Source organism: Pantoea sp. (assembly GCF_032114055.1).
GTDB lineage: Bacteria > Pseudomonadota > Gammaproteobacteria > Enterobacterales > Enterobacteriaceae > Pantoea.
Map to the genome: position 1 here is coordinate 171600 of NZ_DAMCTB010000004.1, position 24417 is coordinate 196016.

The 24417-nt window shown below is 61.1% G+C and carries 4 protein-coding genes; all 4 read left to right on the forward strand.

The window, feature by feature from the left end; translation table 11 throughout:
• Positions 1 to 703 precede the first annotated feature (703 nt).
• Positions 704 to 18712 carry an Ig-like domain-containing protein gene (locus RT657_RS09090; RefSeq protein ID WP_313653930.1) on the forward strand — a complete coding sequence of 6003 codons (18009 nt, stop codon included), beginning with the start codon at positions 704 to 706 and terminating at the stop codon, positions 18710 to 18712.
• A gap of 649 nt (positions 18713 to 19361) precedes the next feature.
• Positions 19362 to 20717 (forward strand): TolC family outer membrane protein, encoded by a 1356-nt coding sequence (locus RT657_RS09095; RefSeq protein WP_313653932.1) that lies wholly within the window; start codon positions 19362 to 19364, stop codon positions 20715 to 20717.
• 16 nt (positions 20718 to 20733) lie between these two features.
• Positions 20734 to 22878, forward strand: a complete 2145-nt coding sequence (locus RT657_RS09100) for a type I secretion system permease/ATPase (protein ID WP_313653934.1) — start codon at positions 20734 to 20736, stop codon at positions 22876 to 22878.
• The gene (locus tag RT657_RS09105; RefSeq protein WP_313653937.1) at positions 22875 to 24044 is read left to right on the forward strand and encodes an HlyD family efflux transporter periplasmic adaptor subunit; all 1170 of its coding nucleotides are present in this window, start codon (positions 22875 to 22877) and stop codon (positions 24042 to 24044) included. Before RT657_RS09100 ends, RT657_RS09105 begins: the two co-directional genes overlap by 4 nt.
• Positions 24045 to 24417: the final 373 nt, after the last annotated feature.

Consider the following 24417-nt stretch of genomic DNA (forward strand, 5'->3'; position numbering starts at 1 on the left):
TGTAGCACTGGCCGTGAGTCAGGGGCCCCTGCACCTCTTATAAGACGTCGTGCAGCCACATCGAATAAACCATAAAACCGGGAGTTTACCGACTTTTACTGCGTCGCGAATTTTTTCCAGAACTTTCCTGGCATCGGGCAGCTTTGCGAATAGCGACTTAACACAAATTTCCTGCTCGTTTTTAACGGGTTGCTGTCGAACTGCCTAAACAGCGCCACGAATAAATGCTGGCTGACTCGCATATTTAGCAAATTTTTTTTAGCGCTATAAAGTTCCTGAAACGCTGCTTTTTTCATCTTTCAGCATCATTTATGGACACATTCAGCAATAAATTGACATGAAAAAACAAAGACGAAGCGCGTTTTCAGAAAATGATTTTCCGTTCCCTGCTTATGTAAAAAGTATTAAATCATAATAAAATCTGCACATTGAAATTGATTTTTCATCCAGCTACGTTAAAAATCAATCTGTCAGAACCGGTACGTCCCCCGCGAGTCTGCAAGAAAAATTCAAACAAAAGTAGCAATACCTCCCGGTTATAATCGGGTCTTTGCCATATTTTTGCTGTGCTGTTTCTCTGGTCACCAGGTGGATATGCCTTCCTTTTCCGGGAGGGTAACCCTAATGTGAAAATCATAAGCATAAAAATAATTTATGTTTTTTGATTCAGTATATTAGCCAATCTGGTGGAATAGAGGTTAAAATGGCAGAACTCACGCAAACCCGTGTCGACATCATCTCGCGCGAAAATGGCACACTTATCTCACAATCAGTTAGCGGTTCATCCCAATCCATTAACCTCACCGAGCCCAGCGTCGTACGTATCAATGGTACACGCGCCGTGGTCACCCAGTATGAGCGCCAGGGCAACGATCTGGTTCTGCACATGCGCGACGGCAGCACCGTTCGCTATCAGAAATTCTTCCTTGACGATGCCGATGGCCAGCATAGCGAGCTGGTATTCGACGATGGCGTCAATCCGCCGGAACATGCGCTCTTCCCGCAGACTGCCGAGGGAGCTGAGCTGGCCTCCAGTTCGGTCACGCCAACCTATGAATCTCTGGACAGCGTAGAGCCGCTGCTGCTGGCCGATAACACCAACACCTCGATGGGCGTGATCACGGCGGGCGGTCTGGGCGTGCTGGGCTTAGCCGGGCTCGCCGCGGGCCTGGGCGCTGGTGGCGGCGGGGGTGGCGGCGGTGGCGACGGCGGTGGCACCGATCCCGGAACCCCGGTGACGCCAGGCACACCTTCCATCACCCTGAACACCTTTGCCGGCGATGGCGTACTGGATAACGCCGAGAAAACCCTCGATCAGGTGGTGAGCGGGACCACCAGCAATGTCGAAGCGGGCCAGATTGTCACCGTGACGCTGGGCGGCCAGACCTATAACACCACCGTCGGGGCGGACGGCAGCTGGAGCGTCACGATTCCGGCCGCTGCTCTGGCGGCACTCCCGGCGGGCAACACGACCATTGATGTCAGTGTGGCCAACGGCGCGGGCACGACAGCGAGCGGCAGCCTGCCCGTCACCGTGGCCGCACCCGATCCCGGCACGCCCGCAACGCCTGCCATCAGCCTCAATCCCTTTGCCGGCGATAATCTGCTGGATAACAATGAAAAAACTACGCCGCAGACCCTCTCCGGCACTACCAGCAACGTCGAGGCCGGACAGATCGTAACCGTCTCGCTGGGCGGGCAGACTTATAACGCCACCGTTGCCGCAGATGGCAGCTGGAGTGTCTCCATTCCGGTCGCCGCGCTCTCCGCGCTGGCCGCAGGCAGCAGCACCATCGCCGTCAGCGTCACCAGCGCCGCCGGCACAACGGCGTCCGCTACCCTGGGCATTCAGGTGCAGGCACCGGATACTACGCCAGGCGTACCCGCCCTGACCATCGCCCCGTTTACCGGCGATGATGTGCTGAGCAACGCTGAAAAAACCACGCCGCAGACCCTCAGCGGCAGCACCAGCAACGTCGAAGCCGGACAGATTGTCACGGTCACGCTGGGCGGACAGAGTTACAGCAGCACGGTCAACGCAGATGGCAGCTGGAGCATCACCGTGCCTGCCGATGCGCTGGCGGCACTGGCCGCTGGCACAGTCACCGCCACGGCAACTGTCGCCAGCCAGGCGGGCACCATTGCCAGCGGAAGCCTGACTTTCACCGTTGAGGCGCCGGTGACTCAGCCGGGTACGCCGGTTATTACCATCGATCAGTTTGCAGGGGATGACATCCTCAGCAACAGCGAGAAGAACAGTGACCAGTTGCTGAGCGGCAGCACCGCCAATGTGGAGGCGGGGCAGATTGTAACTATTACGCTGGGCGATCAGACTTACAGTGCGGTAGTGGATGCGCAGGGCAACTGGCGTGTCACGCTCTCGTCTGCGGCGCTGAATACGCTGGCCGCCGGATCGGTTGCAATCGCTGCCGTTGTCACTAATCAGGCAGGCACGCAGGCCAGTGAAAACCGTACGATTAGCGTCGACACGCCAGTCGTGACGGGGCCGCCAGCGATCACGCTGGATGATTTCACTGGCGACAATCAGCTGAGCAACGCGGAGAAAAGCACCGACCAGACCGTGACCGGCAGCACCAGCAACGTGGAGCCGGGTCAGCTGGTGACGGTAACCCTCGGCGGACAGAGTTACAGCGGCACCGTGGACGCGCAGGGTAACTGGAGCGTGACGCTGCCGTCGGCGGCCCTGAGCGCCCTGGCAGCAGGCACGACGACCCTGACGGTATCGGTCAGCAATGCGGCCGGTGACACGGCGACCAGCAGCCTGCCGCTGAATGTCGAGGCCCCGGCTACACAGGCGGGCGATCCTGTGGTCACTATTGGTCAGTTTGCCGGGGATGACATCCTGAGCAATGACGAAAAAGGCACCAACCAGACGCTCTCCGGCACCACCACCAATGTCGAGGCGGGCCAGACGGTGACCGTCACCCTGGGCGGGCAGACTTACCTCGGCACCGTGGATGGCAATGGAAACTGGAGCGTGAGCATTCCGGCCGCCGCGCTGGAGAATCTGCCTGCAGGATCCAATGCGATCGCCGTGTCAGTCAGCAACGCCGCGGGCGTTATCGCGACTGAAACCCGCGACATTGCGGTGGAAGCCCCGGCAACGCAGCCGGGCGAGCCAGACCTTATCCTGGATAGCTTCGCCAGCGATAACCTGCTGAGCAACGATGAAAAAGCGGTCGGGCAGGCGGTCAGCGGCACAACCACCAATATTGAACCCGGCCAGATTGTCACGGTTACCCTGGGCGGGCAGACTTACAGCACCAGCGTGCAGAGTGATGGCCGCTGGAGTGTTACGGTGCCCCCCGAAGCCCTCAATGCGCTGGCGGCAGGCGGTACCACGCTGACCGTGACAGTCGCGAACGCGGCGGGTGACAGCGTGACTGCCACACAGCCGATTACCGTCGAGGCCCCGGCAACGCAGCCGGGAGCCGCCACCCTCACTATCGACGCTTTTGCCGGAGATGACATCCTCAGCAACAGCGAGAAAGCCAGCGATCAGCTGCTGAGTGGCGCCACGACCAATATCGGCGAAGGCCAGCAGGTCACCCTCACCCTGAATGGAGAAACTTTTACGGCCACGGTTGGCGCGGATGGCCGCTGGAGCGTCACCATTCCCGCCAGTTCGCTGGCGGCGCTGAACGCCGGAAGTGCGACCCTGAGCGCCACGGTCAGCGATCAGAGTGGCACGGCGGTCAGTGAAACGCGTGACTTCCTGGTTGAGGCCTCGGGCACCGCGCCTGACGCGCCGACCCTGGTGATTAATGCTTTTGCCGACGACAACATTCTGAGCAACGACGAGAAGCTGGAGGCGCAGGCGGTCTCCGGCAGTACGACTAACGTCGAGGCGGGCCAGCTTGTCACGGTGACGCTGGGCGGTCAGAGCTACAGCGGTACGGTCAACGCCGACGGCAGCTGGAATATTGCCATCCCGGCGGATGCACTGGGTGCCCTGGCCGCAGGGACGGCCTCCCTGGTGGCAACGGTCAGCAATGCGGCGGGCGAGACCGTCAGCAGCAGCCTGCCAATCACCGTTGAGGCGCCGGTGACCCAGCCGGGCGAGCCCGTTATCACCATTAATCAGTTTGCCGGTGATGATGTGCTGAGCAACGATGAGAAAACCAGCGAACAGCTGCTCAGTGGTACCACCTCGAATGTCGAGGCCGGTCAGATTGTGACGGTCACACTGGGTGACCAGACCTACAGCGCCACGGTCAACAGTGATGGCAGCTGGAGCCTCAACGTCCCTGCCAGCGCACTGGCTGCCCTGGCGGCGGGGAGTGCGACCATCACTGCCAGTGTTACCACGCTGACCGGGGTTGTGGCGAATGAAGATCGGTCGATCATAGTAGAGACCCCGCCACAGCCGGGCGTACCAACGGTCACGATCGCCGTGTTTGCCGGTGACGACCTGGTGGACAACAGCGAGAAAGCGCTGGATCAGATTCTCTCCGGCAGTACCAGCAATGTTGAAACGGGCCAGACAGTCTTCATTACGCTTGGCGGCCAGAGCTACAGCAGCACGGTCAATGCAGACGGCGACTGGAGCGTGTCGATCCCCTCTGAGGCACTCAGCGCCCTGGCGGCAGGCATCACTACCATTGCGGTCAGCGTCTCAACAACGGCGGGGCTGCAGGCTACCGACGGCCGCGACATCAATGTTGAGCCAGCGCCAGGTCAGCCGGGCGTCATCACAATCACTGAACCTGTCAGCCTGGATGGCTTCCTCAATCTGCAGGAGCTGAGCAGCGACCTGGTTATCAATGGCTCTGCGGTCGGCATCAATCCGGGGCAGGCGGTACAGGTTGATTTCAACAACAACACCTACAGCGCCGTGGTGAACAGCAATGGCTTCTGGAGCGTCATCGTGCCAGCGGGCGATCTGGCGGGGATCACTGACGGCATCAAAGTGATTTCGGCGACCGCTACGGACACCAGCGGCGCTCTGCTGACCGACGCCGCCCAGCTGAACGTGGTGGTGAACACGCTGCCACAGATTACGCTCGCGGAGAGCGCCATCAGCGATGGCATTCTTAACCAGCTGGAGGCAGGCAGCGATCTGCTGCTCAGCGGCAGCACTGGTAAAGCCGTGGCGGGCCAGCAGGTTGAGCTGCAACTCAACGGCAAAACGTACAGCACTATTGTCAATGATGACGGAAGCTGGAGCCTGTCGCTGCCGGCCAGCGATCTGGCTTTACTGCCGAAGGGCGCCAACAGCCTGACGATCGCCGCGATCGATGAGGCGGGCAACCGCGTGGACGATACGCTGAACTTCAGCGTCAACACGCTGCCACCCACGCTGATTGTCGGGGAGATCGCGGGCGGCGATGGCATCCTTAATAACCCTGAAGTGGCGGCAGGTGTGCCGGTCAGCGGTTCAGGTGCCCGGCCAGGCGAGAGTGTTTCTGTCTCACTAAACAATCAGACCTACACCGCCACCGTGGATGCAGACGGGAACTGGCAGGTGAATCTGCCTGCCTCTGCACTGCAGGCGCTGGCGGATGGCAGCAGCTATCCGCTGACCGTTACGCTGACTGATGCCAGCGGGAATACGGCTTCGCAGACTGAGAATCTGACGGTCAGCACACAGCTTCCGGTAGCGACCGTCAATGCGCCGGGCGGTGATGGCGTACTGACAAACAATGAACTGACGGTGCCGCTGCAGATCAGCGGGACCGGTCAGCCGGGCGACAGCGTGCTGGTGACGCTCAATGACAAAACCTACAGCGCCCTGGTGGATGTTAACGGAAGCTGGAGTGCCACTGTGCCGGTTGCCGATCTGGCTACGCTGCCGAATCAGACGCTGCCCGTAACGGTCACGGTGACCGATCCGGCCGGAAACAGCAGCACTCAGAGCACCGAACTGCGGGTGGCGACGACGCTGCCTGCGCTGACGCTGGACGAGGCGGACCCGGATGGCGTGATCGACGTCGGCGATGCGCAGCAGCCGCTGATCGTCAGCGGCACCGGCGATGAAGGAGATATCATCCGTGTCAGCTTAAACAACCTGACTTACTCCGCTGTCGTGGCGCAGGATGGCCGCTGGAGCGTGACCGTTCCGGCTTCCGATCTGACCCGTGTACCTGACGGCACACAGCCGATTTCAGTCGTGGCGACCGACGCAGATGGCAACAGCACGCAGACCACCACTTCGCTGATTTTTGCCACCACGCCGCCGCTGCTGGAACTCTTTACACCGGCCAGTGATGGCTATATCAACATCGCGGAACAGACTCAGGATCTGGTGATTGACGGACGCGGCGGCGCGCAGGGCAACCTGGTCAGCGTTACCTTCAACGATGACACCTACACGGCGACCGTGCGCACCGACGGCCAGTGGAGCGTGACGGTGCCTGCTGCGATCGTCAGCCAGCTGGGCGATGCGACCTACCCGATTGATGTGGTGCTCAGCGACGCCTATGGCAACAGCAGCACCCTGGCTTCCAGCGTTACGGTGCTGGTGGACAATCCACCAGTACTGACTATCGATCCCGTGACCGGCGATAATCAGATCGACAGCGCCGAACAGCTTACGGATATTCTGGTGACGGGACGTGTCACGAATGTTCCGGCAGGTCAGCCGGTGCTGCTGACGATTAACGGGCAGTCTTACGATGGTGAAGTCGGGGCTGACGGCAGCTGGCGTGTTACGCTGCCTGCCGGATCGCTGGGCGGAGCGGGGGATAAACCCTTTACCGTCACGATTTCAGATCTGGCCGGTAACCCGGCGCAGCCTGCCGCGGGCCAGCTTACTGTCGTCGTCTCCGGTGAACCTCTGCTCTCACTTGCGCCGATCAGCGATGATGGCACGCTGAATGTGCTGGAAGCCCAGAGTGAACTTGTCCTCAGCGGCGCGTCGGCGAACCTGCCTGCAGGCAGTCCGGTCAGTGTGACCCTGGTGCCCGGCGGTACTGCCTATACCACTGTGACGGATGTAAACGGTGCCTGGACGCTGACCGTACCGGCCGCCGATCTGGCGAATCTGCCGCAGGGCACTATCACGGTGACCGCGTCATCGGGTGCGGTGCAGACCAGTCAGTCGCTGCTGGTGGCAACCGTACTGCCGGACGTCCCGCAGGTGGATACGCCCTTTACGGATGGCATCCTTAATACGGCTGAAGCCAGCGTGGCGCAGACGCTGACCGGCTCCGTTGAACCGGGTCAGGCGGTCAGCGTGACCCTGGGTGACATCAGCTATCCGGCCACGGTTGATGCGAATGGTGCCTGGAGCGTGACGCTGCCGCCGTCCGTTCTCCAGGCGCTGGCACAGGGCAGCAACCCGATTACCGTGACGGTCACTGATGCCGCAGGCAACAGCAACAGCATCAGCGTACCGCTGACGGTCGATACCGGACTGCCTGTGCTGACCGTCGATCCCATTGCGGTCGATGGCATTATCAGCGCAGCGGAAGCGGCAGCCGATCTGACCCTCAGCGGCACTGTGACGCCGGGCAGCAGCGTCAGCCTGACGCTGAACGGTGAGTCCTACGACGCGGTAGTGGACGCCGCTGGCCGCTGGACCGCCACGCTGCCCGCAGCCGACCTCCAGTCGCTGCCCGATGGGCGTTATGATCTGAACGTGACCGTGACCACGGCGAACGGCAATGTGGCTACCACGCCGTTCCCGGTTACTGTCGACACCGCCGCCCCTGACTTCAGCCTGAATCCGCCTGCCGGAGATGGCATCCTGAATAACGCCGAGCAGGCCGCCGGCTTCAGCTTCAGCGGTACGGGCAGCGCGGACGACCGCGTCAGCGTGACGCTGAATGGCGTGACCTACACCAGCACGGTTGATGCTACGGGTAACTGGTCACTGCCGGTACCGCCTGCAGCGCTGGCTGGCCTGACCAATGGCAGCAGCTATCCGGTGGTGGTGACGGTGACCGACGCGGTCGGTAACAGCAACAGCCAGAACAGCGTGCTGACGATAGACACCACGCTGCCGCCACTGAGCGTCGCGCCAATCGGCGGTGACAACGCCCTGAACAGCAGCGAAGTGCTGCTGCCGCTACAGGTCAGCGGCAGCGGTCAGAATGGCGACATTGTCACCGTTCAGCTCAATGACCAGCTCTACAGCACCACTGTCGGTGTCAATGGGCAATGGACGCTGCAGATTTCGCCTGATGCGCTGGCCGCACTGCCACCTGGCATCCTGCCCGTCACCGTCACCGAAACCAGCGTGAACGGTAATCAGAGCAGTCAGGTGGTCGATCTCAACGTCGCCACTGCGCCGGAGGTACAACCGCTGCTGAGTGTTGACAGTAGCACCTTTGCCGGCGACGGCATCGTCACGGCGGCTGAGCAGCTGCAGCCGATTACGGTCAGCGGCAGCAGCAGTAATGTTGAGGCGGGTCAGCAGGTGGTCATCTCCCTGAACGGCACCGACTACAGCGGTGTCGTCGGGGCCAGCGGCAACTGGAGCATTATTCTGCCTGCGGGCGCACTTTCTGAGCTGGGTGAGGGTAATCAGAGCCTGAGTGTCAGCGTGTTCAATGCGGTGGGTAACAGCGCCGCCAGCCCGCTTACGTTTACTGTCGACAATACGCTACCGTCGCTCGCGCTGGCCCCGGTCAGCGGCGACAACTACCTTAACGCGCTGGAGCGAAACGAGCCTGTCGCGGTCAGCGGCAGCACCAGCGGTCTGCCTGCAGGTACTCTGGTTACCGTGGTCGCCAGCGGCGCGTCGGCCAGTACGACCGTCAACGCCGATGGCAGCTGGAGTCTGACACTGCCGCCGGAAACCTTCAGCACGGCAGCCGATGGCCCGCTGACGATCACCGCGACCGCCAGCGACGCGAATGGCGTCACGCTGGTCACCAGTGATGCCACCCTGACCGTGGTCGCCAGCACGCTGCCAGTTGCCACACCCGGCGTGGCCTTTACGGATGGCATCCTCAACGGCGACGAAGCCGTTGCCGGTGGTGCGATCGTCGGCAACAGCGGCGTGACAGGCGACGGCCAGACCGTCAGCATCACGCTGAATGACATCAGTTACAGCGGCACAGTCGATGCCGCAGGCAACTGGCAGGTGGCGATTCCGCCCCAGGCGCTGGCTGCGCTGCCGCAGGGCAGCAACGCTTATACTGTGGTCGTCAGCGATGTCGCGGGCAACAGCACTCAGGCGGCTGGCAGCCTGCAGGTGGATACGCTGCCGCCGGTGCTGAATGTCATCACCCCCTCCGATGGCATCATCAATGCGGCGGAAAGCCAGCAGCCCCTGACGCTGAATGGCAGCAGCGATGCCAATGCGCTGATCGTTGCCAGCTTCAACGGTACCAGTCTGAGCACTACCGCTGACGTCAACGGCAACTGGTCGCTGGCACTGCCCGCTACCGTTTACAGCGGGCTGAATAACGGCAGCTATCCGCTGACGGTCACTGCCACTGATGAAGCCGGAAACAGCACCACCAGCAGCCGCGATCTGGTGCTGAAAGTGGAGCCTGCCAGCCTGCCAACGCTGACGCTGGATGCCTTTACGGGTGACAATGTGGTGGATGGTGCGGAACGCCTGACCGACCAGCGTCTGAGCGGCACCACGACCAATGTCGAAGCGGGCCAGCTGGTCACGCTGGCGTTTGGGGGTGCGGTTTACAGCGGCGTAGTACAGGCCAGCGGGGCATGGAGCCTGATCGTGCCAGCCGGTGCGCTGGCCGCCATTGCCGATGGCAGCGCCACCTTTACCGTGGCCGTCAGCGATGTGGCGGGTAACACCACCACCCGTGATCTGACCTTTGACATCAACAGCAACGCCTCTGGCCTGTCGCTTGACGCCATCAGCGGTGACAATTATCTGAATGCACAGGAGCTGGGTCAGCCGCTAATCGTGACCGGCAACGCCGTTAATGTGCCGCAGGAGGGTGTGATCACACTGCTGTTTAACAATGTCAGCTATACCGCCCAGGTGTCGGCCGGAGGACGCTGGAGTGTTATCGTTCCGGCGGAGGCACTGACGGCGCTGGCTGATGGCCCTTACACGCTGACGGTCAGCGCCACAGACAGCGGGGGTGCCGCCCTGAGCAGCGAAGCCTCGCTCAGCGTACTGACCACGCCGCCTGTACCCCAGATCGTGTCAGCTTTTGGTGATGGCACGCTCAACAGCAGCGAGATTGCCACCGCCCAGACGCTGAGCGGCACCACCGGTGTCACAGGCGATGGTCAGACGGTCAGCGTGCTGCTGAATGGTCTTACCTACACCGGCACGGTCGACAGCAATGGCAACTGGCAGGTCAGCGTGCCCGCCACGGCGCTGGCCGATCTGCCGGAAGCGGACGTGGACTATACCGTGACGGTTCAGGATGCCGCTGGCAACACCGGCAGCAGCCAGGGGAGTGTAACGGTCGATCTGACGCCACCGACCCTGACGCTGAATGCCGTCGCGGATGACAACATCGTCAATATTGCTGAAAGCCTCGCCCCGATTGAACTGAGCGGCAGCAGCAGTGCAGAGGCCGGTCAGCGGGTCACTGTAACCCTCAATAACCAGATCTGGACCACCACGGTCACCCAGGATGGCGACTGGAGCCTGACCCTGCCTGCTGGCGCGCTGGCGGGCATTCCGGCCGGGGCTTATATCCTGACAGTGACAGTCAGCGATGCGGCGGGCAATCCGGTGACCGAAACGCGCGAGATCAGCGTGGCAACCGGCGATCTCCAGGTCACGCTTAACACCCCGTTCGGCGACGGCTATCTCAGCCTGGCTGAATCGGCGCTCAGTCAGACACTGAGTGGCACAACCGGCGTAGCAGGCAGCGGCCAGTCGGTAACGGTGACGCTGGGCGGAAATGATTACCCTGCCACGGTTGATGCAGCGGGCAACTGGACGCTGAGCTTAACGCCGGAGCAGGTGCAGCTGCTGGCCGAGGGCGTCAATGCGCTGGAGATCACCGCCAGCGATGCCGCCGGTAACAGCGGATCGCTGATCAGTGCGGTGACGGTGGATCTGACGCCGCCGGTACTGACCCTGACCCCTGTCGGCGGCGACAACATCATCAACTCACTGGAGGTTCTGGAACCCGTCATCATCAGCGGCAGTGCCCCGGCTGAGGATGCCGGACAGACCGTGACCGTCAGCTTCCAGAATGTTGACTACACTACCCTGGTTCTCTCTGACGGCACCTGGCAGGTCACACTGCCAGCCAGCGTTATGCAGGGGCTGACAGACAACAGCTATCCACTGACGGTGACGCTGACGGATGCAGCAGGCAACCCGACCACGATAACGCAGAACCTGACGCGTGATGCGGACAGTGTGAATCTGCCCACCCTGACCATCGATCCCATCAGTGGCGATAACTTCCTGAACCAGGCGGAGGCGCAGCTGGATCTGGCTGTCAGCGGCAGCAGCACCAACCTGGCGCCGGGCCAGCTGGTAACGGTGACGCTGAACGGCATTCAGTACAGCGGCACGGTGGACGGAGAGGGTCTCTGGACGGTAACCGTACCTGCCGCCGATCTCGCGAATCTGCCGGATGGCGACCAGCTGCTGGTTGTGGGCTCCGCTGATGCGTCGGGCAATCCGGCCAGCAGCAGCGCCTCTCTGGTCGTGCTGGCGAGTGCTCAGGTTCAGCCGACGCTGACGATCGACGTAGTCGCAGGGGATGATGTGATTAATGCCCTTGAGGCCGCGGCGGATGTGGTGATCAGTGGTGGCAGTACCCAGCTGGCAGCCGGATCGCCGGTCACCGTGTCGTTTAACGGCAATGATTACCCCACCACCCTTGACGCTGATGGCAACTGGAGCGTGACAGTGCCGTCCGGCGCCTTTGCGGGCCTGGCGTCTGGTAGCACGCAAACCTTTGTCGTGACGGCCAGCGACGTTGCGGGTAACCCGGCCACCGTGAGCCAGGCGGTAAGCTTCATTACCACACCACCGGCACTGAACGGCATCACAGTCAGTGCCGGTGAGGTCCTGGATATTGCAGAATCGCTGCAGGATCTTACTATCGTTGGCACCACCACCGGCGCATTCCCGGTCACGGTGACGCTTAACAACGTCAGCTATACCACCACGGCCGGAGAAGGGGGCAACTGGTCAGTTACTATTCCGACCGCCGATCTGCAGCAGCTGGCTGATGGGCAGAACGGCATCAGCGTTTCGGTCACCGACGCCGCGGGCAACGTCACGACGGAGAACGATCTCTCGCTCAACGTGGCATTTAATGCGCCGCCAGCCCTGACGCTGGAGACACCGTTTGGTGACGCGCTGGTCAGTGCGGCTGACAGTGCGGGCCCGTTAACCCTGAGTGGCGGCAGTGCCAACCTGGTGGCAGGTACTGTAGTAAGCATCACTGTCGGCACGGAAGCGTTCAGCACCACCACCGATGCCAGCGGCAACTGGACGCTGGATCTGGCCCCGGACGCGCTTGATACGTTAGTTGATGGCGTGACGCAGGTTGTCGTTACCGCCGCAGATGCAGCAGGCAATCCGGCGCAGGCGACGGCAGGCGTGGAGATCCTGAAGGCGGCGCCGGTGCCGGCGACTTTTGCCGCGATTCAGTTCGGCGACAACATCATCAATATCAGTGAAGCCGGCGTGGTTCAGCAGGTCACCGGCACCTCTGCGGTGGTCGCGGGTCAGACCCTCAGCGTCACCGTTGGCGATCAGAATATCCCGCTGACCGTCACGGTCGACGCCAGCGGCAACTGGACAGCCAGCCTGACGCCGGACGTGATCGCCAGCCTGGGGGCGGGTGAACACACGCTGACCCTGGTGACGACTGACCGGGCAGGCAACACCAGCCAGGCAACCAAAACGTTTACCTCGGCGATTACGCCACTGGCGGAACCGACGCTGGATACGCCCTTCACCGATGGCCGTATCAACGCCGCAGAGGCGGCCGCAGGCGGCGTTCTGACCGGGGCTGTGGTCAGTGAAAATGCTGACAGTGTGACGGTAACCCTCAATGGTACACGCTACACCGCGGAGCTGAATGCGGAGGGATCGCGCTGGTCGCTCGACCTGCCTCCGGCCCTCCTGCAAACCCTGCCGGACGGTAACTGGCCGGTGACCGTGACCGTCACCGACGTTAACGGCAACAGTGCCAGCACCAATGGCACGGTGCTGGTGGCCATCAACACGCTGCCGGATGTCACACTGAATCTGCCCTTTGGCGACGGTGCGCTCAACGCGGCAGAGGCGGCCAGTGCGCAGATCCTGACGGGCTCCACCGGCATTACCGGCGCCGGTCAGACGGTGGCGGTAGCGATTTCCGGTTTCAACGGCGGTCAGCCGCTGGCGGCTACGGTGCAGAACGATGGCAGCTGGTCGCTGACACTCTTACCAGAGCAGTTAGCCACCCTGACCACCGGCAGTCACACCATCACCGTGACCGCCACGGATATCGCGGGGAACAGCGACAGCACCGCGCTGAACGTGGTGACAGCGGTTACTCTGCCGGTGCCGACCTTCAGTGCCGATACGTTTGGCGGAGATAACCAGCTGAACATCAGCGAAGCCGCGGCCGGGGTTACCCTGACCGGCACCACCGGCAGTACGGGGGCAAACCAGGCGGTCAGCATCAATGTTGACCTCAACGGCAGCCGCTATTCCGGCACGGTGGATGCGGATGGAAACTGGACGGTGGCGATTCCTGCCAATGCCCTGAACGCGCTGCCTGATGGCGCGCAGACGCTGACGGTTAACGTTGTGGATGCAGCGGGCAACAGCGCGTCAGCGCAGCTGCCATTCTTCGCCGACCTTACTGCACCGAAACCGGCCGTCAGTCCGGCGTTTCTGGGCAGCTATGTCAACGCCGGAGAGGCGGCCGCCGGCATTGACCTGAGCGGCACCACTGGCGAGTCGGGGCCGAATCAGCGTGTAGAGCTCACGCTTGGCGGTAACCTCTACACCACCACAGCCGACACCAATGGTAACTGGACGGTGCCGCTGACAGCGGCCCAGCTTTCGGCGCTGCCGGATGGCACCTATCCGGTCACCATCACGGCCATCGATGGCGCGGGGAACAGTTCGACGATTAACAGCTCGCTGGTGCTCGACACTACGCCACCGGTGCTCAGCGTCACGGACTTTACCGGCGACAACGTGCTGAATTACAGTGAGAGCATTCAGCCACAGGTGCTCAGCGGCACAGCAGCAGGCGCCGAACCGGGATCGGTAGTCACGGTTTCGCTGAACGACACGCTGCTGGGAACCGCGATTGTGGCGGCCAATGGCAGCTGGAGCGTGACGCTGACGCCAGAGCAGATGGCGACCTTTGGCACCACGACGACCCTGGCGCTGGCGGTGACCGATCTGGCCGGCAATACCGGCACGGGCTCGGTCAGCCTGGCCGTCGATCTGACACCGCCGCCAGGTCCACTGGTAGCGCTGGGCACCGTCTCAGGTGACAACATCATCAGCACCCAGGATCTTGCGGGCGGGGTGGTCGTAAGCGGCACCTCGCTCGGTCTGGGGGCCGATGGTGTGGTGACGGTCGTGATTGCGGGTCAGAATTACAGCACCACGCTGGATGCGCAGGGCAACTGGTCAACGGTGGCCCTGCCGGTCAGCGCGTTTGGAGGGGCGGACGGCAGCGTGGCGATTACGGTGAATGCGACCGGCGGCACGACACCCGTCAGCACCAGCGGCAACGTCCTGATCGACCTGACACCACCAGCGCTGTCTATCAACAGTTTTGCCGACGACAATCAGGTGAATGGCAGCGAAAGTGGTGTCAGCCAGGTCATCAGCGGCACCACTGATGCCAGTGAAGCGGGTCGCCTGGTCACCGTCACCTTTGATAATCAGAGCTACAGCGCCATCGTGCAGAGTGACGGAAGCTGGTCCACAACCGTGCCCGCCAGTGCCATGCAGGCGCTGACCGACGGCACGACGCCTACGATCACCGCGCAGCTGGCCGATCTGGCGGGTAATGTGGCCACCGCCAGTCAGCCGGTGACGGTCAATACCTCTGCGCCGCTGGTGCAGGTAGATGCGTTCCTCGGTGACAACGTCATCAACGCCGCTGATCTGGTGACCAGTCAGGTGCTGACCGGCAGTGCGCAGGGGGCGGCGGGCCAGACGATTGGTCTCTATGTGGGCGATGCGGCGCCTGTCGCGACCGCGACCGTCGGTGCGGATGGTCGCTGGAGCATTAACCTGACGCCGGAGGTGCTGTCGGGGCTGACGGAGGGCGCGCTGGTATTTGGCGTGCGGGTCAGTGACAACGCCGGAAACCAGACGGACGCCACGCTGACGGTCAACAAAGTGGTCAACAGCGCACTGACGCTGGTGGTCGATTCGGTGTTTGGCGACGGCACGCTTAGCGCACTGGACGCTACTGTAGCACAGACGATTTCCGGGGTAGCCACCTCGGCGGGCGTGGGTGCGACCGTATCAGTGGTGCTGGGCGGAACAACGCTCTCGGCCAGCGTGGGTCAGGATGGAAAATGGGCCATCGTCGTCCCGCCGTCGGTGCTGGGTCTGTTAGGTGATGGCTCTCTGACATTCGGCGTTACCCTGACGGATGGCGCGGGCAACACCCGTACCGTGGGTGAAACGGTCACGTCGATCATCAATGCGGTGCCGGTGGTGGGTGAACTTACCGGGCTGTTTGGCGGTGATAACCTGCTGAACATCGCAGAAGCCACGGCCGGTCAGCTGGTCGGCGGCGTGATCCAGAATGCGGCGGCGGGTTCTCAGGTCACGGTTACCTTTGGCAGCAAGAGTTACACCACCACAGTGCAGGCGGGCGGTGCCTGGAGCGTTAACCTGCCGGGCAGCGATCTGACCACATTACTTGATGGCAACCTGTCGCTGGGCGTCAGTGTCAGAGACGTGGCGGGCAACGTGGCTTCCGGCAGCGCAACTATCGGCGTCTTTACTCAGGCACCGTCGATTTCGCTGACGTCGCTGTTTGAAGATGGCGTGCTGAATCTGGCCGACATCGCCACCGGACAGGTGATCAGCGGCGTGGTGAACAATGTTGCTCAGGGCGGTACGGTAACGCTCACGGTGGGCAGCAGCCAGGTCATCGCAACGGTAGGCGCAGGCGGGGCGTTCAGTGCCACGATCACGCCGGATATTCTGGGCACGCTGGCGCAGGGCAACCTGACCGTCGGGGCCTCGGTGACGGACGCGGCGGGCAACACGGCGTCCACCAGCGCCGGATTCCGGGTCGACACGCTGCTGCCGACGGTTACCATTAATCCGCTCTTTGGCGACGGTCTGCTCAACGTGGCGGATGCGCTGGTCGCTCAGACGATCGGCGGGGTGATTGGTGGGGCGGAAACAGGATCGCGCGTGGTGGTTTCTGTCGGCGCACAGCAGTTTGTCACGACGACGGCTGCGAACGGTACCTTTAACGTTCCGCTGTCGCCAGCCCTGCTGCAGGGACTTGCCGATGGTACGCTGACGGTCGGTGTCAGCGTGACCGACAGCGCCGGTAATACCAGCAGCGCGAATGCCACCGCCCTGGTCGGCATTCATAATCTGCCAAAAGTCACACTCAATCCGCTGTTTGGTGACGGCGTGCTGAACCTGGCAGAGTCGCTGGTGACACAGACCATCAGCGGCACCGTCTCCGGTGTCGCGGCAGGCAGCCGCGTCACGCTGGCGATTGGCAATACCACCGCTACGGCACTGGTCAACGCAGACGGCAGCTTCTCAACAACCGTTTCGCCTGCGGTGCTGTCGACGTTACTGAACGGTAACTTCACCGTCAGCGCGTCGGTCACTGACCTGGTCGGCAACGTCAGCAGCACCAGCGCAGGCGTGTCACTGGGACTGGTTCAGCCTACGCTCTCCGTCAATACGGTATTTGGTGACGGCGTACTGAGCGCGGCGGATCTGGCCTCTAACCAGACGCTGAGCGGCACCTCCAGTCTCTCTGCGGGCTCTGTCGTCAGCGCCACGCTGAATGGCCTGACCTATACCACTAAAGTGGTCAGCGGCGGGAACTGGAGTATCAGCGTACCGAAAGCGGATCTGACGGCAATCACTGATGGCACCAAAACCGTCACGGTGACCGGTACGGACGCCTACGGCAACGTGGTCAACAGCAGCGGCACACTCAGCGTCATCAGTCAGTCGACGCCGGTGGTCGCGATTACCTCCCTGTTTGGCGACAGTGCCCTGAGCGCCGTGGATGTGAAAACGGCTCAGACCATCAGCGGCACTGCCAGCAACGCCGAGGGATCGGTGGTGCGGGTGACGCTGGGCGGACAGACCTACAGCACGACGGTCAGCAGCAACGGCAACTGGAGTCTTTCGGTGCCGGCGGCTAACCTCGCCGCCATCGCGGATGGCCTGCAGACCGTGACTGCCAGCGTGATCAACGGCGCAGGCAACACCGGTACGGTGTCGTCGTCGCTGGCTGTGGTCAGTCACACGCTGCCGACAGTGAGCGTAAACAGCTTCTTTGGCGGCGACGGTTATCTCAACATCGCGGAAGCGAACAGCAGTGAAACCATCCGTGGAAGCAGCACCAACGCAGTGGGTGGCACGGTCACAGTTAACGTGGCGGGCGCTGTCCTCACCACGACAGTCAGGGCGGATGGCACATGGAGCGTCAGCGTGCCCTCCGCAACGCTGAAAGGGATCGCGGACGGCAGTCATCCGCTGACCGTGACGGTGGCGGATATCGGTGGCAATACCGCCAGCAGCAGCAGCAGCTTCACCGCGCTGTCGCATAATCAGCCGCTGGTCGGGGTCGATCCGGTGCTCAGCCTGGTGACTTCTGCGCTCACGGGACTGGTGGTGCAGGGCGGTTCGCTGAATGCGGCCCAGGGCTCAAGGGTCAGTGTGACGCTGCTGCTTGCCAATGGCAGCAACGGGCCGACGCTGAACACCACGACTGATGCACTGGGACGTTACGCCGTTAACTTCTCACCGTCGCTGCTGTCGGTCGGAGGCCTGCTGCTGTCGCTGAATACCCTGGCAAAAGTCTCGATTGTTGACGTGGCCGGAAACAGCTACACCACCACCAACACGCTGCTACTGGGCTCGCTGCTGCCGGTGACGCTGGCGGCCACCGAGTCGGTTGCCCTGTTCTCCGTTGTGGATGACAGCGCCACGCTCGCCAGTGTCGGCGCTGAGACGACACATACGGCCAGCACCAGCAATGATGAGAACAGCGGCACGGTAGCCGTGGCCTCTACGCTTGTCACGGACGCGGATAGCGTGACGCCGGTCAGCAGCAGCGAAAACGTTCCGGTCAGTGAGACGATGACGGCGGCAGCAGCCGCGCCGGCAGAGGAGGGGGCCTACACCATTGGTGGCGTGGTCATCACGCTGGCAGATGGCAGCACGGCGGAGGGGGCCTCGGTGGTCGGCAGCAGCGGTGCGGATATCGTGACGGTCAGCGACCTTAACTTTACCCACATCGATGGCGGTGCAGGCACCGATACCCTGGTGCTCAACGGTGAAAATCTGACTCTGGATCTCACCGCGCTGGGCCTGAAGGTTGAACATATCGAGGTGCTTGACCTGGGCAAAACCGGCACCAACGCCGTGAAGCTGGATCTTAATGAGGCACTCAATATCACGGATAAACAGAGTGACGATCTGCTGGTCAAAGGGGCGGATGGCAGCCAGGTCATGCTGGCTAACAGCAACGGCGGGATCTGGGAAGTCAGCGGCGAGCGTACGGTAGATGGCAGAGTCTTTGAGATCTACCACAACTCGGCGCTGAGCAGCGATAACACGCTGGGAGATGTGCTGGTGCAGCAGAATCTGCAGGTTCATGTCGTCTGACGACCACCAACCCTGTCAGGTCAATCGGTGAAGCGGGTGCGAAAGCACCCGCTTTTTTTCGTGACGCCATTATTCCCTTTTCCAGACTAACGCCACTATCCATTAACAGCCTGAAAGATTAGGGTAAGCGCAGCAAACGGCATGGTGCCATACGTCTCCATTCCGGCCGGATTTCACTCTGCATCAGCCACTCACACGCGCAGGCCAGACGGCCCCGGGTAAGCCTGACGGATGCGGTTGTAGCCCTTTCGGGCGGCGGACACAGGACAGCGCCACGCCGGGGCTTCTGGCCAGCCACCCTGGCTGTTCTCCGGCTGTGATGGCCGCAGCAATGCCCGTCGCCTGATGCGAACATATTAAAAAGATCACTCTCTTCTGCGCTGATCTGTTAAGTCTGTCTGATGTAGTAAGCGGTTTTTTGCTGGCTATTTTTCAGGCGAATGGCAGAAAGAGTAACGATTTCATCTGTTTTTAGCAGGAATCTGTGTGTGAATTGATCTAATAATGTCAGATATCGTGAAGTGTCAAAATCAGAAAACATAAATATAAAATTTAAAAAGCCCTATCAGGCTCTGTGTAGCGCCCCTTTTGCCTGCTTTGTTCACCGGGAAAAACACCATGATGATAAGAACCTCTGTTGGTATGGATAATGAACAAAGCGCGATTAACTATTTTGCTGTACGCCCTGAGTGGCGTTGTCACTCCCGCGGTCCTGGCCGCACCCTTACCTAAAGCCGAATTTAACTGGCGTGCCGCGCCCAGCGAAGAGCAGATTGCCAGCTTAACGCTGCGTGACGCCATTCTCCGCGCCTTCGCCCGCAATCCGAAAATCTCGGAGGCGGCGGCACAGATCCATGTGGGGCAGGGCGACCTGGATGCCGCCCGCAGCGCCTGGTATCCGCAGATTTCCCTGCAGGGTGCGGCAGGGCGATCGCATCAGACCGACTCTGCCGGCAGCCTGAACAACAACGGGTCCGGCGGGATTACGCTCAGCCAGCTCCTTTATGACTTTGGTCGCACCGGCAGTGCTATTGATGAGCAACATGCGCTGTCGGATGCCTATCGCTTTGGCCTGTTCGACGCCATGACCACCGTGGCGGAAGATACGCTGCAGGCCTATCTCGAAGTCAAACGCTATCAGGCGCTGGCCGACACGGCGCGCACCAATATCGCCTCGCTGCAGCGGGTGCGCGATATTGCAAAACTGCGCGCCGATGCCGGACTCAATTCGCAGTCAGACGTGCTGCAGGCGGAAACCCGCATCGCCGCCATGCAGGCGACGGTGGAGCAGTATCGCGCTCAGCTCCGCTCTGCCACTGCGCAGCTGACCGTGCTGACCGGCGTCGTCCCCGCTACGCTGCCTGAACTGCCCCAGGCGCTGCTGAAACAGCAGATCACCCTCGACCGGATCGCCTACGAAAGCAGCGCGGCGGTGCGCAGCGCCCAGGCGAAGCAGGAGGCGGCCCGTGAGCGGGTGCGTCAGGCCGAATCGGGCCACTGGCCGACCATCAAAGTGCAGGCGGGCCGGACCCGCTATGAAAACGATCGCCAGTCCTACTGGGATGATGAAGTCCAGCTGCAGGTGGAAGCCCCGCTTTACCAGGGCGGCATGGTGAATGCCAAAACGCAATCAGCCGAGGGGGATCGTGAAGCGGCTCAGGCGGCGGTTCAGCAGGCCAAGCTGGCCATCAACCAGAACGCCTCGACGGCCTATGCCGACATGATTGGCGCACAGCAGCGGCAGGCGGCCGGGGAAGTGCAGCTGGCCAGCGCCGACCATACCCGAAATGTCTACGCCGATGAGTATCGCCTGAGTAAGCGCAGCCTCAACGATTTGCTCAGCGTAGAGCAGGATGTGTTTCAGGCTGACAGCGCGCGCATTACCGCGCTCTACGATGGCTGGGACGCCACGGTGCGTTATGCCGCCGCGGTAGACAATCTGCTCGACATCATGGGTATCGATCGCCAGCAAAGCAGCGGCGATCTCCTTCCTTCGCTGCAATAGGGATAAGGCTTTAATCATGAGTATGAATACGGACAACTGGATCGCCGCCATGCTGCGAGTGGCCGCGCGATTCGGCAAACCTGCCGATGGCAAAACCCTGCGCCAGCAGATGCGCTGGTTTGAACATCTGCCGGTGGCACAGCAGCTGGAACGGCTCGCCGGGCTGCTGGGCCTGCATCTGACAATGGTGCCACAACATTCGCTGCGCTGGCGTCAGGAGATTACACCGATAGTGCTGGTGCTGGAAAACGCCAGCGTGGCGGTGCTGGAGGATATTGATGCCGATGAGAATGCGCGTTACTGGCTCAGCGAAGGCGGCGATGTCGTGCGTGAAAGCCCCCTGTCAGAACTGCTGGCGCGCGCCCAGGGCAATGTCGGCGTCGTTGGGGTAGCGGCCCGCGGTCGCGATGCGCGCATCGACGAGTTTGTGCAGCCGTATGAACCACACTGGTTCTGGAAAAATTTTCGCGGCATGGGGCGGCGGATCACCGAGATCTCTCTGGCCTCGGTGGTCAGCAACGTGCTGGCGCTGGCCGGGATCCTCTTTTCAATGCAGGTCTACGATCGGGTCATTCCGGCCCAGTCTCAGTCCACGTTGTGGGTACTGTTTGTTGGGGTGCTGATCGCAGCGGCCGTTGAGTATCTTATCCGGCTGATGCGAACTCAGGTTTCCGACCTGATGGGAAAACGCATCGACCTGAAAATTTCGTCCATGCTATTTGCCCGGGCGATGAGCATCCGTAATGAGGCGAGGCCAAAATCGACCGGCTCGTTTATCTCCCAGCTGCGTGAGATTGATCAGGTGCGCGAGCTGCTGACCTCGACGACGGTCGGGGCGGCTGCCGACCTGCCGTTTGTCATCCTGTTCCTGTTTATTATGTCGTTTGTCGGCGGCTGGCTGGTTTTGATCCCGCTGGCGGCGATCCCGCTGATCGTCATTCCCGGCCTGCTGGTGCAGATCCCGATGGCGCGACTGGCGAAAGAGGGGCTGCGGGAAGGGGCGCTGCGCAATGCGGTGCTGGTGGAAACCATTGAAGGGATCGAGGACATTAAGGCACTGCAGGCCGAACCCTACTTCCAGCGTCAGTGGGAGCAGACGCACGAAGTCAGCGCCTCAATCAGTAATCAGCAGCGGTTGTGGGGCGCGCGTCTTACCGGCTGGGCCTCAACCGTGCAGCAGCTCACCTACGCAGGAATGCTGGTGTTTGGTGTCTATCTGGTGCTCGACTCGCAGATTACTACCGGGACACTGGTTGCCTGCAGTCTGCTCTCCTCGCGCACCATCGCGCCGCTGATGCAGCTCACCATGGTTTTCTCGCGCTGGCAGCACGCCAAAATGGCGATGAAAGGGCTGGATGAGCTGCTGAAAAAGCCGCTCGATCAGCCTGACAGCGCGACGCTGGCACACTGTCCAACGCTGACCGGCCAGTACGATCTGCGCAATGTGCATTACAGCTATGACGAGGAGAACGAAAAGAGTGTGCTCAATGTGCAGCAGCTGCAGATTAAGCCTGGCGAGAAGATCGCCATTCTGGGCAAAGTCGGGGCAGGTAAATCGACGCTGCTGAAGATCCTGGCCGGTCAGGCGCAGGCGACGCAGGGCAAGGTCATTGTTGATGGCGTCGACATTGAACGTATCGATCCTGTGGATTTACGCCGTCAGCTTGGCTGGCTCTCGCACGACTCCCGTCTCTTCTTTGGCACGCTGCGGCAGAATCTGATGCTTGGCAATCCCCACGCCAGCGAACAGGAGATGCTGCAGGCGCTGCGCATCAGCGGCGCGCTGTCGTTGATCCAGCAGGATGCCGCCAGCCTGGATCGCATTATCAATGAAGGCGGACGCGGCCTCTCAGGCGGGCAGCGGCAGATGGTGATGCTGAGCCGCATGATCCTGCGCCAGCCGCAGGTGGTACTGCTGGATGAACCCACTGCGGCGATGGATGAGCAGCTTGAGGAGTATGTGATTCGTCAGCTCCAGGGCTGGATCAGCGGCCGGACACTGCTGCTGGTCACACACCGTCCGGCGCTGCTGAAAATGGTCGACCGTATTGTGGTGATGGATAATGGCCGGATCGTGGCCGATGGTCCGCGCGACGAGATTCTGCGCCGCGCGACGGTGCCCGCGACATCGCCATCAACAGGTAAAGGAGAGGGCGTATGAGCCTGGTTATCGTGGATAAAGATCTTGCCCGTCATGAACGCCGCACCTCGGCAATTATCTGGATCTGCACGGCCGCGCTGGGAATTTTCCTTATCTGGGCGCACTTCGCGATTCTGGATGAGGTCACGGTCGGCACCGGCAAAGTCACGCCCTCCAGCCGTGCGCAGGTCATCGACAGCCTGGATGGCGGCATCGTCAAACAGCTTAATGTCCATGAGGGCGATATTGTCGAGAAAGGGCAGGTGCTGGCGACGCTCGATCCGACCCGCTTTCAGTCAAATTTCGGCGAGGCGCAGGCTAAAGTGCGCACCCTGCGTGCCTCCTCAGAGCGACTGGAAGCGGAGCTGGCCGGCACGCCCCTGACCTTCAGCGCGGAAACTCTGAAGGAACCGCAGCTGGTGCAGCGGGAACGCCAGCTCTATGAATCACGACGTCGCAACCTGACGGAAACCATCAGCAATCTGCAGCAGTCGCTGCGGCTGGTGCAGGATGAGCTGCGGCTTACCGAACCGCTGGTGGCGAAAGGGGCGGCAGGGCAGGTTGAGGTGATCCGTCTGCGTCGTCAGGTCAGCGATCTGCGTGGCAAAATCGATGAGGCGCGCAACGACTATCTGGTTCGCGCTCATGAAGAGCAGGTAAAAAATAACGCGGAACTGGATGCGCAGCTGCAGGTGGCCGCCGGTAAAGAGGATCAGCTGACGCGCGCCACGCTCTATTCACCCGTTCGTGGCATCGTAAAAGATATTCAGGTCACCACGGTGGGGGGCGTTCTGGAGCCGGGCGGCAAACTCATGGAAATTGTGCCGCTGGAGGATCAGCTGCTGATTGAAACGCGCATTAACCCCCGTGATATCGCCTTTATCCGGCCAGGACTGGCGGCAATTGTCAAAGTAACCGCCTATGACTCTTCCATCTATGGCGATCTGCCCGGTGAAGTAGAAACCGTCTCGCCAGATACCCTGCAGGATGAGGTAAAACGCGACCAGTATTACTATCGGGTCTACGTCCGGACGCAGAAAGCGGAGCTGACCAACCGCGCAGGGCGAAAATTCCCGATTGTGCCTGGCATGGTGGCCAATGTGGAGATTAAAACTGGCCAGAAATCAGTCATGGACTATCTGATTAAGCCCCTGAATAAAGTCAAAGAATCGCTGCGCGAACGCTGAGTATCCGGCAACGCTATGATAGCGCCATGTTAATTACGCCTGTAAATTAACATGGCGAATATTCCACCACGGTGTTACAGAAAAGGGCCTGAATTTATCAATCTGTGCGGAAACCACCGGGCGTTATTTTAACCCGGAGAAAAAAGTTTACGGAGTAATAGCGAAACGGCGAAGAATGGGCAAAAAAAAGCCGGACAACATGTCCGGCGGGAAATATTAAGTTGTACATCTCATTCGGGGAGAATGAAGGTAATAATGGAATAAATGATGATAGCGGGAGCTATTCTATTCCCGGATGAGGCATAAGTTTTATCATTCAGTGCTTCGGAATGGTCCGATATAACTCCTTGATAATCATAATTTCCAATCCGGG

Bases quoted from the DNA above. Each gene is read 5' to 3' on its own strand.
- RT657_RS09090 (WP_313653930.1), top strand. From the start codon at position 704: ATGGCAGAACTCACGCAAACCCGTGTCGACATCATCTCGCGCGAAAAT.
- RT657_RS09095 (WP_313653932.1), top strand. From the start codon at position 19,362: ATGAACAAAGCGCGATTAACTATTTTGCTGTACGCCCTGAGTGGCGTT.
- RT657_RS09100 (WP_313653934.1), top strand. From the start codon at position 20,734: ATGAGTATGAATACGGACAACTGGATCGCCGCCATGCTGCGAGTGGCC.
- RT657_RS09105 (WP_313653937.1), top strand. From the start codon at position 22,875: ATGAGCCTGGTTATCGTGGATAAAGATCTTGCCCGTCATGAACGCCGC.